This window comes from Pedobacter sp. (assembly GCF_035317785.1).
Classification (GTDB): Bacteria; Bacteroidota; Bacteroidia; order Sphingobacteriales; family Sphingobacteriaceae; genus Pedobacter.
Window position 1 is genome coordinate 1 of record NZ_DATHGC010000029.1, and the last position, 13,949, is coordinate 13,949.

The window sequence follows — 13,949 nt, forward strand, 5'->3', positions numbered from 1 at the left end:
TTTTAGTAGCCGATGAAAAGGAAGCGGCAGCAGAAGCCGACAGACTTGCGTATGAGCACGTGGAAGTGCTAACCCGTGAACCCAATTATTTCCTGGAGCACATGACCAATTACGGTGCATTGTTTCTGGGACCTGAAACCAATGTGGCTTATGGTGATAAGGTGATTGGTACCAATCATACGCTGCCGACGATGAAGGCCGCCAGATATACAGGCGGCCTTTGGGTTGGCAAATTTCTTAAAAACTGTACCTACCAGCGCTGCACACCTGAGGCCAGCGTGCTGATCGGCGAATACGCGATGCGCTTATGCGACCTGGAGGGTTTTGCCGGTCATAAAGAACAGGCAGCCCTGCGAGTTAAATGGTATAAAAAATGAGAGTATTGATCTATTTAACTGTATTGTTACTGTGGCAGCCACGGTTGGATCTATTTGCACAGAAAGTCAGGCCACGTGATTCACGCATTCCCCATGCTTATGATGCTTTCCGGATGTGGGATTTGCTGCCTCAACAACGCATTGGCGTCCGGGCTTACATGCGAAGTACCTATGACCGGACAGGCGCTGGATATGATGCTTCGAACTTTCTCTTTATGAACAGAGAAGATGAAAATGTAACCCTGGATGTTAAGGGGAAAGGCGTTCTTTATTTTTTCAGAACAAACCACTGGCATGGAAGTCCATGGCATTTCAAGATTGATGGGTCAGATCATCTGGTAAGCGAAACCGCAACAGCCGATCCTGTTGATGCCGCAGGTAAATTCAAAACAACAGCATTCATCCCTCAAAAAGCCTTCCCGCAACCGCTGGCCTGGACCTGGGGGACAACAAAAGGGGCAGACCTGATCTGGACGCCAATGCCTTTCAGAGATTCCCTGCAGATTGCCTACTCGCGTACCTTTTATGGTACAGGCTATTACATTTATCATTTATATGCCAATGAACAGGCACTTTCCGGGCCCTTACGCTCCTGGAACAGCAATATTGAGCCTGATAAAGACATCGTTCAACTGTTTAACAGGGCAGGAACTGACATCGCGCCGGCTAACATCAAAAAACTTAAGCGCCGGATTTTACTTAACCAGAAATCCTTGACCCTGGCTCATGTTGAATCGGCATCATCCTCTGTAAAAGCTTTAAAACTCACACTGCCATTAAATGAGGCGATAAACCTTGAGCGCATACGATTAAAAGTAACCTGGGACAATTCTGCCCATGCCTCTATAGATGCACCTTTGTGTTTATTTTTTGGGGCCGGCACGTTTTTCAACCGGGATGAAAAAGAATTTTTGGTGAAAGGACTGCCCATCAATATTCGCTATGACTATATAGCGGGAAAGGTAGAACTGGCCTGTTATTACCCAATGCCCTTTTTTAAAACGGCCAGATTTGAGTTGACGAATATTACACCAGGTCACACTGAAATAGATTTTGAGTTGAGGTATGACCGTCTGAAATCCAATGAAGTGCACAATACTACTTATTTCCACGCAACCTATAAGGACATTCCGAAACCTGAATTTGGCCAGGATATGACCTGGCTGGATACCCGGGAAATGGAAGGCCATGCTCAGTGGTCAGGTAATTTTGTGGGAACATCATTTATTTTTTCTCACAATGCAAATTTGAGTACGCTTGAAGGCGATCCAAGGTTTTTCTTTGATGACAGTCTTACACCGCAGGCTTATGGTACAGGAACTGAAGAATGGGCCGGCGGAGGAGATTATTGGGGCGGTGAGAATATGACCTTGCCCCTGGCGGGGCACCCATGCGGGGCTACTGAGAAAAAAGCTGCTGTTAATGACAAAGACCTGATTCAATCTGCTTACCGCTTTTTGGTTTCCGACCTGATGCCTTTTGGCAAACGGGCGGTTATCAAGTTTGAACACAATGAAAATGTATCGCGGGAACATTATGAAACGGTATGTTATTGGTACGGCGTTCCCGTACCCGTGCTGGTTAAAACAGACTCATTGGATATTGGCAGCATTGAAGACGAAAAGCGCCACCATTATATAACAGAAGTAACGTCGAAAGTTGATACCATTTTGTCCAGATACGAATGGGGGCCAGATGCCTATCCAGCGCATGCCTGGGGTTATGATCTGAGCAAGATGGAAGGTTATAAACACCTGATTGGTAAGGAAATTTATGCCGCACATTCAGAAGACGGCAGGGCTTCTGCCGGGATTTCAGCCTTTAATGTGAAACTTGATCCGCGTAACGCTGGTGTGTTGTTGCGCCGGAAACTGGATTACAGCTATCCCAATCAAATGGCCGAGGTTTTTATCGCCGATCTGTCAAAAGGAAGAGAACCGGCAGCGGCGGACTGGAGAAGTGCAGGCATCTGGTATCTGGCTGGATCAAATACTTTTGTAACCTCCAGGCCTAAAGGGGAGCTGAGTCCAAGAGTATATCAGGCCAGAACTTCAAACAGACGATTTCGGGATGACGAGTTCCTGATACCGGCAAACCTTACCAAAAACTCCGGAATGGTAAGAATTAAGATTAAACCGATTGCTAGCCAGCAGTCGCTTTATCCCGGACATCCTTTCCCCAAAAAGAGCTTGTGGAGTGAGCTCCGGTATCAAGTATACAGCTATCTATTACCAGATTTTAAAATTAAAAGATGACCCGGTTTATACAGAAAGAAATTATCTCCCGGATGTTTAAGGCAAGCTTATTGCTGATCTGCACTTTTAGTGCTTCCCGGGGCAATGTGCGGCTGCCGAATGTCATCAGCAGCAATATGGTGCTGCAGCGTAACAGCAAGGTTAAGATCTGGGGCTGGAGTAATCCCAATGAGAAGATTTCGCTGACTACCTCCTGGGACAATAAGATCTACCAGGCAGAAGGAACAAGAGATGCAGGCTGGGAAGTGTTAATAGAAACACCTGCGGCAGGCGGGCCATACACCATATACATAAAAGGCAACAATTCAATTGTACTCCAAAACATATTGATTGGAGAAGTTTGGGTATGCTCCGGACAAAGCAACATGGAAATGTCCGGCAATCTGGGATTAAAAGAAATAAAGGCAGAGCTTCCCAATGCTTATAACCAAAACATCCGCTTTTTTCACATCCCCAAATCAACAGCCCCTTATCCACAGAAAAATGGTGAGGGGGAATGGGCAGGCTGTGACAGCAATACATTAAAATCTTTCAGTGCCGTTGCTTATTTCTTCGGAAAGCATCTCAATAATAAACTGGATATTCCAATAGGGCTGGTGGCAGCCAGCTGGGGCGGCACGACTGCTGAAGTGTGGACTCCGGACAGTATTGTCAGCTCAAATGAAGTATTGAAAGCTGCGGCTGCAAAGATAATACCCAGCGGCATGTGCCCGCATCTGCCGGGGTATGCTTATAATGCAATGATCGCTCCGATAACCAATTATACCATTGCCGGAACGATCTGGTACCAGGGTGAAAACAACACGATTACTGCAGGCACATACAGCGCGTTATTTACTTCGATGATAGATGCCTGGCGGAGAGCGTGGCATAAAAACCTGCCTTTCTATTATGTACAAATAGCCCCTTACAGATATGCCGCAAAGCATACCGGTGCGCTGCTGCGGGAGGCGCAGCAGCAAAGTTTAAGCCACCCCAATACAGGCATGGTGGTTACAACTGATCTGGTCAGTAATGTCAACGATGTTCATCCACAGAATAAGCACGATGTGGGGTTGAGATTGTCCAACTGGGCACTTGCCGAAACCTATCATCAGAAAGGTATTGCATATAAAAGCCCGGTATTTAAAAATGTTAGTTTTAAGGGTGACAAGGCGATTATCGTGATGGATAATGCCGAAAGTGGATTGATAATAAAAGGTGATGTCGTAACAGAACTATTCATTGCAGGATTGGACCAGGTATTTTATCCTGCACAAGGTACTGTGAAGAACAATATATTGACGGCCTGGAGCAAAGAAGTGAAAAATCCGGCAGCAGTGCGTTATGGTTTTACGGATACCGCAACGGGCAATCTTTTTAGTAAGGAAAATCTGCCTGCAGCGCCCTTTCGTACCGACAGCTGGCCTGTAAAAACCGGAGAAAAATAATCCTCAGTCTATAAAACAGCATATACAATTATTCATCCTTTAACTTAAACAACATGAGAACAAAAGTCATCAATTTTTTAATCGTTTTCGCGCTTATTGCCGCTATTCCGCTTTTTTCAGGATTCAAAAATACTCAGAAAACTGATAAAGACAGGATAGTAGCGAACGGATCAGCCCCCGGGTCCGCACAGGCATTAAGATTTACAGATCACCGCTTGCCAAACACCAGCAACCTTCCAGCAAACGGGTCCCTATCTCCCGTTTCGGTCGCCATGTCGACATTCCAGACTTATGGGCTGATAGGGAGGTACTTCAATGGCAGCAGCACAATTGACGATTATATAGAGGAGCTCCGTGTTTACAAGAGCCTGAGTACTACGAATGACGCCATTAACTACATCAACACAAGTGGTGAATTCGGGCTGGAATCGTTCATCGAATGGACCGAGTTTCGCGATTCTCTCTTCTACCTCGGCACCGGTGATGTTGAAGATGCGATAGACGATGGAAATCCATTGATTTCATTTCACCAGAACCCGACTACCTGGGTGTGGTCTGTAGTGATGATCACCGGGTACAATACTAGCGGAACGATCGAATATTTTGACGCAACAACAGGCTACTATGGCACCGATTCGCCAGGTAATTTTTACAATGCAAACGAAGTAACCGGTCTAAAATAAAATCAAAAGAAATGCTGTTCTTATAGTTGATCATCCCAATTGTGTGATAGATCTTTCCGACACAAAAATGGGAAGGTCTATCGCCGTTTCAGACGGTTTTCATGTTGTAATCTTTTGAACTCTCCACGATTGGCGGTATATTAGCTTTTTCGAAGGTGTATCCATTCTGAACCCCAGTTAAATATCTAGTCTTGATTAAAAAAAATTATACCTCAAAAGATGTAGCCGACCTCGCCGGAGTTTCTCAGGCAACAGTTTCACGCGTTTTTGCAGGTGAAACCAGGGTGTCTGAACGGAAAAAGCAGCTGGTCATGGAAGCAGCTGATAAACTCAGCTATCAGCCCAATGCACATGCAAGAAGTCTGACTACCAGGAAGACAAAGATCATCGGTATTGTCATGCGCAACATCAGGGACCCCTTCTATACCGCCGTACTGGAAATCTTCCACAACCGCTTAACCCCACTGGGTTATCAGCTGATCTTTATCAATTCTGAAAATGAGGTCATTGAAGAGGCAGAAATTAAAAACATGCTGGAATACAACATAGCGGGTGTAGTCATTACCGACGCTGTGCTGTCAAAAGCTGCCTCTGAAAAGTTCAAACACAATGAAATACCGGTGTTGCTTTTTAACCGCTATACGAAGGAAGGCGATCACAATTCTGTTTTTTGCGATAATTATCACGCGGCAAAGCAGATCGCTTCTTATCTGCTGAAGCTGGGGCACCAATCATTTGGCTTTATCTCGGGCCCGTCAAATACTTCGACAACCATAGACCGGCTAAAGGGCTTTACCGAAGTGCTGGACCAGAACAATATCCACGACCTGATCATTGCTTCAGGCGATTATACCTACCATGGCGGGTTCAATGCCACCCAGGAGCTGATCACCAGGAATCTGAACCTGGACTGTATCTTCTGTGTGAATGACATTACAGCGCTGGGAGCAATGGATGCAATCCGGACTATGGGTTTTAAAATCCCGGAAGACATTTCGGTAGTGGGTTTTGACAACATCCGGATGTGCGGCTGGGCACCCTACTTTCTTTCAACCTGGGAACAGCCTCTGGAGGATATGGTGACAAGATCCGTGGAAATTTTGCTGGAACGCATAGCCGACTACTCCAAAAAGCCAGAGAAATTAAGAATGATCGGTCAGCTTATTGTACGAAATTCAGTAAAGTCCAAGCGATAAGAATTGCCTATTTTTTTAACACAACCTCAGCCATTAGCGGGAGATGATCAGAATGATGAATGTTGCTGTTCACCACGCTGCTTGCCACCTTTTTCAAATCGTCCCTGCTTACAAAAATGTAATCTATTCTTTTGACTGGCTTGTCGTCAGGATATGTTAAAACATTGACACCCTCCAGACCGATATTGGCATGACCTTCTTCCAGCTGCAAAATCTCCTGCTGACCAGGCTCAGAATTGAGGTCACCGGTTAGTATAACCGGCAAACCTCTTTTCAAATAAGATATAGTTTCCAATGATTGTGTAATTCTGGTGGGCTGGTCCAAAGCAAAGTGCACCGTCGAAAAAATGATTTCTTTCTTGCCGGGCAAAGATATTTTGGCCGATAACAAGGCCAGCGATTTCTTTTCCGTACCTTTTGGAAGAGAGGTGATCCTGTCGTTCTTTACATCTGAAATGGGATATCTGGACAGGATGCCCAAGCCATACGCACCACCGTCATAAGCAAAATGTCTTACAAAAGCATAATGCATGCCGGTGATTTCAGCCAGTTTCTTCATTTGGTCCTCATTTCCAGAGCGGTTGCACATGCTGTCGACCTCCTGCAACCCAACAAGGTCCGCACCTGATGCTTTAATAAAAAGACCAATTTCTTTTAAGGTGTTGACCTCCTGTTTGTTTGCACCATGGTGAATGTTGTAGCTCATGACGTGAATTCTCTGAGCTGACAAAGGGTTGTAAATAAACAAGATCAATAACAACAGACTTCCTATATATTTCATTTTTTCTTTTTTTCTTCAGTAATGAACACAAACTGCGTGCCCAGCGTTTCATCAGGTGTGATCAGGATGTTTTGGACCTTCAGTTTCAGCACAAGCTGCTTTGGATACTCCCATATCGCTTTCAGGATCATTTTAGTGGTATCATGCGGCACCAGCGTCGCCTGCCCCATAGGGAACTTTTCAATGTTATAATCAGCGGAGGCCTGGATCTTAAACGGAATATCGCTGTCATTAAACATGTTGATTTCAAATATCGGTTCTCCATTCCTGGTTTTCTTTTCTGTGGTCACTTTTACAGCGGCCTTAAAAAAAGCCTCGGCTTCAGCTTGCCTGGCGATCAGGAAATCATCAAAATATACAGCAGTTCTCCTGGCGATCATGGCCTCCTTTATGGCTTCTTCTGTTTTGTCTTTAGCAAATACCAGCGTCATCGGACGATGTGTCTTCGCATACCTCGGGTACATGTCGTAATGCTCGTCAGTACTGCAAAACATGGTCAGGTTGTATTTCATGGCCAATCTGTGCGCAATGATATTATAAATTCCGGAGTTTGCGACCTCTACACCTGCAAGGATCTTCTTTTCCAAAAGCTCTTTATGGAATGATGTAAATATCGCCGTGTCCTTTTTGTCCCACCAGGAATAACCCGGATGGTTATAGAATACAAAGGCATCCTGCTTTTTTGCCTCCAGGAAAGGAGCGATCAATTGGGCATGCGTCATGCTATCCTTCATGACAAACTTCTTTTTGCCGCTTTTCATATAGTCGATGGGCAGGATGTTGGCGTCTTTTACAAACAACGCATTGTTGTGATAGGGCGGTACCCTCGGCGAGATTTCCACGCCTTTAATCACCAGCAGACCTTTACCTTTTGCTGCCCCGGTAGCTATCTGATAAGACTTGTTGTAATCTCTTTTCAGTTCATCAGGGAAACCTTCGTAATCGATATGCTCGGTTAGCGAAATGACATCCAGTCCGTCACGAAGCGCTTCATTGACCCTGAATGAAGGCCACACATGCCCGTCTGAAAAAACGGTATGCATGTGAAAGTCGCCTTTCAGGGTTTGAAAACCTGGGATGTCTGGAAGAGAGATTTTCCTTTGCACGTCGTCCTTTTCCTGGATCTGGGCCAGGCCTTGTATACTCAAGACCAAACAGGGCAATAATATGAGCATGGTTTTTATCTTTATTAAAGCCATTATTTCCAGTCTGGATTTTGTAACAGATTCGGGTTCAGAAGTATTTCATTGGCAGATATCGGATACAAATACTGTTTGTCCTCAAATTTTTTTGTTGCTGTGCTAAGCCACAATAAATTGCCTTTGGTACCTTCAGACAGTTTAGAGGTATTGTTGTCCAGGACAAAATAAGTAACGCCGGTTACCTTAACAGCCGGAACTTTGTCTACAAAACTTACATCCGGTTTGCCATCCTCATTAAGATCCAGTAACTGGTCTTTGCCAGGAATGTAAATACCGGTATAAGGTTTTTCCAGGTTTTTTGCAGCTTTCCAGCGTTTGAGATCATCGTAACGGAAACCTTCCACGGCCAACTCAATGCCACGCTCTCTTCTTACCTCGAGGATCAGCACGTTAGCAACATCCGGATAGAAATTGGTTCGCAGGTAAGGATCGGCGCTAACTGGCATTACATCAGAGTTTGCAATTCCAGCGCGTTTTCTCAATGCACCTATGCTTAAATTCCAGTCTTCCTGAAAAAGCGTACCCAGCTCAGCTTTGGCCTCCGCATAGTTTAACAGCACTTCAGCGTAGCGCATGATGGGGACGGAGTTGAAACTTTCTGTACGCGTGTCAAAATATTTGTCATCCATAGAAAACTTTTGGATCTGGTACCCCGAATAAGTTACTGTAAAATCCGGCGGGGCAGGAGTACCGTCTGTGCGTTTGTAATCGCCCATTCTTATCGTTTGCTGTAATCGTCTGTCACGATTCTTTACTTCATTCTGAAATTCCATGGTCCTGTACGAAGGATCATCAGTAAAGCGGGAGCCGTCAGCTTTCAAATACGTATTGATGAAGCTCTTGTCCAGTCCGAGACGTGCGCCCAGTGTGGCGCTGTTGAACCACCATGCGGCGTTGTGCCATTTTTTCAATGAATTGTTGTACACAGCAGCAAGCAGGACTTCAGAAGAGACCGGGTTTTCACTGATGAACAAAGAACGGTAATCCCTGGTCGGGTCGGTACCAACCTGAAGTTTGTACTGACCGCTTTTGATCAGCAGCTCTGCTGCTGAAGCACTTTCCTCCAGCCATTTATTTGCAGCGCTGATGTTCGTTGAATGGTATTTCGTAAAAGTGCCTTCAAAAAGGCAGATCCTTGATTTCAGGGCCAGCGCTACCCATTTTGTTATCTGGGTGGCAGAATTATCTTTAGTCGCATAGACGTTGTCGATTGCAAAATTAATATCCGCTAACACCGAGTCCATCACCAGCGCTCTCGGATCCCTGGCCTTGTACAGACCAGGATCATTGATGCCCAGTGTTTTGCTGTACCAGGGCATATCTCCATATTGCTTTACCTGCTGGAAGTAAAAGTAAGCACGGAAAAAACGGGCAATCCCGGCAAAATGATTTCTGGCCTTTACCGAAATAGCAGGGTTATTGTTGTAGTTTTCAAGGAAGTAATTGATATTCCTCAAAGGACTAAAGTTCCATGCACCGACATCCTGGACACTCAGTTTACCACTGAGGTAGTTAGGGACTGCATTGGGTACAGTGATGTCTGTCATCACATCAGCCTGGTATACACCCGGACCGTCCGGAAGCGCGTTCAGATAAAAAGAATTCACGTAAAGCTGGAGATTGTTCTCTGTTGAAAAAGCCTGTTCAGGTGTCAGTTTGTCTACCGGATCGATATCCAGGAACTTTTTGCAGGAGCTGAATGCCATGACCAACATGAGCATCAGCACTATATTTTTTATGTTCATCACTTTATATTTTAAATTGAAATACATGTCGTTCATTAATTAAAAGCCAATATTCACACCCAGCGTATAGGTTTTCTGCATCGGATAAGAGAAGCCATCTCCACCACCCGCGTTGATCTCGGGATCAGAACCTTCAATAACCTCAGGGTCAAAGTTTTTGGTGATCTTGTACATCGGTGAATAAGTCCAAAGATTTTGACCGGTCAGGAATACCCTGAGCGTACTGATCTTCCACCTGCTGACCACTGACGCAGGCAGGGAATAACCGATGGTAAGATTTTTTAACCTGATGTAACTCGCATCCTGCAGGTAGCGGGTCTGGCGCACGGCCAATTCCCTTGTGCCGGATAAAGCGGTGTAACCTCTGTATCTTGGGAAATAAGCATTCTGATCAGGATTCTCTTCAGACCACCTGTCCAGGTTGAACGCAGGAAGAAAGCTGTATGGCCTGTTGTTCTGTCCCCAGAAAAATGCTGCTTCTGTAGAAGGATACCAGTCGCGCTTGCCTACCCCCTGAAAAAAGAAAGAAAGTGAAAAGTTTTTGTAGCCCATATCGCCGGTAATGCCATAAGGCAGCCTGATCTCAGAGTTGCCGATGATGCGCTGATCGCCCGGTTTATCCAATGTGTTACTGCCATTGTTGACAACACCATCACCATTGAGATCCCTGAATTTAATATCACCGGGAAGCAGTTTATTGGTGTTGGATACCACAAAGTACTTCTGATCGGCATGCTGCTTAATGTCTTCCTCCGAAGTAAAGAACCCTTCCGTCTCAAAACCCCAGATACTTCCGAGCCTCTGACCGGTATAATAGGTGGACAGCAGCATATTTGGATTATAGAATTTGGTGATCGTAGAGATGTTATCCGCGATGGTTACACGCATGCTGTAAGTAAAAGGATTGGTGGTACCGATCCGGTCCCTCCAGCTCAGGGACAGTTCCCATCCTTTTGTGCTTAGATCAGCGTAATTGCCCAAAGGAACGCCGGCACCGAATACGGCAGGAAGCGGCTGACCTACGGTGATCATGTTGGTTGTTTTTCTATTGTACCAGTCAAAGTTTGCCGTTAGACGTCCTTTAAGCAGTTCTATGTCAGCACCGAGATCAAGTGTGGTAGATTTTTCCCAGGTCAGTCCGTCAGGCAGTACCCGCGGCACACTGATGTAATTGGCAAAAGAACCGTTCATGATCATTCCTGAAGTACCGGGCGCTATCGTCTGAAGGAAAGTATACGGCGGTATATTGCCATTACCCAGTGAACCGTATGAGCCCCTTATTTTGAGTACATTCAATACAGGTTTCCAGCTTTCAGCAAATTTCTCTTCAGTGATCACCCAGCCAGCAGATGCAGACGGGAAAAACCCAAATGCCTGCGTTTGAGGAAACTTTGAAGACCCGTCGTACCTGCCATCCAGTTCCAGCAGGTATTTGTTTTTATACGAATAATTGGCACGGTAAAAAATACCAGCTGTAGCCCATTCCGCCCCGCCACCCGTTAACCGGTAATTGAGCCCGGTGGCCAGGTTAAAGTCGGGCAGATTGTCTACAATGGCCCCGTCACGCTGACTATACCTGAACTTCCTGGAATCGTACTCAATATTGCCCCCAACGATCAGCTTGAGCTGATGATCGCCCAGCTGCTGGGTGAATTCGCCGAAAAGGTTGGAGCCATAATAGTTTTCGGTAGTCTCACTTTCACCGAGATAGTTGAGCCCGGAAGTAATGGTTTCACCCGGTTTAATGCTGTAAGGCACCGGGAAGAACTTACGTTGATCACCTTCTCTGCTGTTTAAATAAGAGAAATCACCCTTGATGACCAATTTATCTTTGATAGGCGTTGCTGTAAATCCAATGGTGTTTCTGTTGAAAGTTTCCTTTGCGTCCGATGTGCTTTTTCCGGTATAGAAATCACCTATAGAATAAGCCCCTACAATGGTCATTGACCCATCTGGATTTAGCATTGGCGATACCGGGAATGCGGTCACGGCCATCATTCTCCAGATGGCATTGAGCCCGCCGACAGCAGTAAGCGGATAGGTATATTTGTTGCTTGAAAAATCTGAGTTGGTCGCTATGCTGAACCAGTCGTTTACTTTAATGTTGCCTTTAAAGCGAATGTTGTATTTGTTGAAATCGTCTGAACTGTACCTGAAAACACCTTCCTGAGTATAAAAGCGACCGGACATCTGGAAACTCACTTTATCGGATCCGCCGCCAATGCTTAAAGCATGCTCCATAGTAGCATTGTTGTCTTTGTACAGTTCTTTCATCCAATCGGTACTTCCATAATATTTGTAAGTTCCGTTTGTCGGGTCAATGGAAACTTTTGGCAATGAAGGGTTGTCGTGCCTGGCTTTGAGTGAATCCAGATCGGCAAGAGAAAACGGCAATTGAGAGTTGATGCTCTGCGGATGTGACAAATAATCGTTCCAGGCATTGAAAGACTCGTCAAAGTTCTTTGCCCATATATAACCATCTGAAATGAGATCAGGAGTGGTCGTCCTCTGATTGATGGAATAGTTGGTATTGTAATTTACCTGGATCTGGTTTGGCTTTGGCGATTTGGTGGTGATGAGTACCACACCAAACGCACCCCTGGATCCGTAAATGGCTGCGGAAGACGCATCCTTCAATACTGAAACACTTTCAATATCATTTGGGTTTAGCGTTTCCGGATCTCCGGGTACACCGTCGATGAGCACCAGCGCACTACCACCGGCACCAATAGAAGTAGTTCCCCTGATGTTGTAGGTGGCTCCGCGTGTAGGTTTACCATCGGTCATTTTGATGTTTAAATTGGGAATGACCCCCTGCAGACCCCTTGTAGCACTTGGAAGGGGCCGGTCTTCAAAATATTCGCTGCCGACCTGGTCGACTGCGCCGGTCAGATTTGCCTTCTTTTGCGTACCATAACCGACCACTACCACATCATCCAGTGACTTGGAATCTGCTTTGAGCTGCACATTTAAGGAGGTTTGATTGCCGATCAGGATCTCCTGCCTTAATGTTCCGATGTAGGTAAATATCACGATATCCCCGCTTTTGGCGAGGATGCTGAAATTACCATCGCCGTCGGTTGTAGTGCCTACTTTGCTTCCTTTGATAAATACACTGGCTCCCGGTATCGGAAGCCTGGCGTCGTCTGTAACTGTTCCTGAGATTTTGCTCTGCGCACTGGCCTGTAGCGGTAAAAGAAAGCTAAACAGGATGGCAGCGAATAAGAGTTTGAATGAGTCGTAAAAATACTTCATGTGTTGTCCCTAACCTATTATTTGTTGTGAATTAATTGAGGGCAATGTTATTCAAATCAAATTAACGGGGCATGGGCTCAGCATTACCTTTAGATTAAAAAACCGCGGGTTTATTAAGCGGGGATTAAGGTTATGTAACAGCAATATATCTTTTGGCAGAACAGGGGAATGATGTTGGTTTAGCCTATGCGGGGCACATCTCCATAAAGAAGTAAGCGAAGGACTGCTGAATCCCTCAGGTGCCAGCTGCCCCAGGAGATGGGTGTATCGCCATTGGCATCTTTTGCCGCCGGGTCGGCCCCGGCTTCCAGCAATAAAGTGATGATGGCCTCATTCCCGTATGCCGCTGCGCGGTGGAGCGGTGTTTCGGCTTTCAGAAATGCATCCCGCATGAAGCAAAGCGTAGATTCCCCTTTGATGGTCTTTTTGTTCACGTCGGTGCCTGATTTGATCAGGAGCCTGACGATCTCGGTCCGCTGGCCGATCTCACTGGTCTTGCTAATGGTGTAGTGCAGCGCATTTTCGCCAGTTTTCCGGAAGCTGAAACCGGTATTTGCACCGTGTTCGACCAGCCATTTTACCGACTCGTATTGACCATTATAGGCTGCGTTGCATAAAGGGTTGGTGTCTTCCAGTTCGAGTTCCGCGTCCAGGCGATGACAGAGGTCGAGTAATTCGATATTGCCTTCCCATGCCGCGGTAAACACGGCGCAGTTTGCCCATTGGTCGGTAAAATTGATGTCGGCGCCCTGGGAAACCAGTTGTTCTACGGTTTTCAGGTCCCCTTTTACGGCGGCATCGAGCATCAGTTGGTTCAGGCTTGACATAGTGTTCAGTGAATTGGTTATCTGAATTTACTAAAAATTTGAAGAAAAATCCATGATGTTTACTAGAAGCAGAGATTCACTAATGATACAAAGTTTAACTGAAGCTGATGATATCAGGGATTGCCGCGAGTGTCTCGTTCAGCTTCAATAAAAACTGTTTCTTTCCAGATACCTGCCAAACCACCGTCAGCGTGTCGT

Annotated in this window: 10 protein-coding genes; 5 read left to right on the forward strand and 5 right to left on the reverse strand. The window is 45.7% G+C overall.

The annotated features are described in order from the left end of the window. From VK541_RS02365 to VK541_RS02385, 5 genes are all read left to right on the forward strand, one after another. Positions 1-377 (forward strand): histidinol dehydrogenase (locus tag VK541_RS02365; protein WP_324366551.1); only part of this gene is annotated, 377 nt, incomplete at its 5' end. Then, positions 374-2,632, forward strand: coding sequence for a DUF2961 domain-containing protein (locus tag VK541_RS02370; protein WP_324366553.1), 2,259 nt, complete (start codon positions 374-376; stop codon positions 2,630-2,632). The genes VK541_RS02365 and VK541_RS02370, both read left to right, overlap by 4 nt. Then, positions 2,629-4,062 (forward strand): sialate O-acetylesterase, encoded by a 1,434-nt coding sequence (locus tag VK541_RS02375; protein WP_324366555.1) that lies wholly within the window; start codon positions 2,629-2,631, stop codon positions 4,060-4,062. The genes VK541_RS02370 and VK541_RS02375 overlap by 4 nt, the downstream gene beginning before the upstream one ends. A 53-nt stretch (positions 4,063-4,115) precedes the next feature. Beyond that, entirely contained in the window at positions 4,116-4,745 is a 630-nt protein-coding gene (locus VK541_RS02380; protein WP_324366557.1) for a hypothetical protein, read from the forward strand. 191 nt (positions 4,746-4,936) lie between these two features. Then, the gene (locus VK541_RS02385; RefSeq protein WP_324366559.1) at positions 4,937-5,941 is read left to right on the forward strand and encodes a LacI family DNA-binding transcriptional regulator; all 1,005 of its coding nucleotides are present in this window, start codon (positions 4,937-4,939) and stop codon (positions 5,939-5,941) included. 7 nt (positions 5,942-5,948) lie between these two features. Here the strand turns inward: VK541_RS02385 and VK541_RS02390 are convergent, their stop codons facing one another. The 5 genes from VK541_RS02390 to VK541_RS02410 all read right to left on the reverse strand — a co-directional run bounded on the left by VK541_RS02390 (position 5,949) and on the right by VK541_RS02410 (position 13,751). Further along, complete coding sequence (locus VK541_RS02390; RefSeq protein ID WP_324366561.1) at positions 5,949-6,722, reverse strand: endonuclease/exonuclease/phosphatase family protein; 774 nt, start codon at positions 6,720-6,722, stop codon at positions 5,949-5,951. Beyond that, positions 6,719-7,897: an Sb-PDE family phosphodiesterase gene (locus tag VK541_RS02395; protein ID WP_324366563.1), complete on the reverse strand. Its 1,179-nt coding sequence runs from the start codon at positions 7,895-7,897 to the stop codon at positions 6,719-6,721. Before VK541_RS02395 ends, VK541_RS02390 begins: the two co-directional genes overlap by 4 nt. Positions 7,898-7,920: 23 nt before the next feature. Next, on the reverse strand, positions 7,921-9,669 hold the full coding sequence (locus VK541_RS02400; RefSeq protein WP_324366565.1) for a RagB/SusD family nutrient uptake outer membrane protein: 1,749 nt from the start codon (positions 9,667-9,669) through the stop codon (positions 7,921-7,923). A 39-nt stretch (positions 9,670-9,708) separates the two neighbouring features. Further along, positions 9,709-12,924, reverse strand: a complete 3,216-nt coding sequence (locus VK541_RS02405) for a TonB-dependent receptor (RefSeq protein WP_324366566.1) — start codon at positions 12,922-12,924, stop codon at positions 9,709-9,711. 179 nt (positions 12,925-13,103) lie between these two features. After that, positions 13,104-13,751: an ankyrin repeat domain-containing protein gene (locus VK541_RS02410; protein WP_324366568.1), complete on the reverse strand. Its 648-nt coding sequence runs from the start codon at positions 13,749-13,751 to the stop codon at positions 13,104-13,106. Between the last annotated feature and the right edge of the window lie 198 nt (positions 13,752-13,949).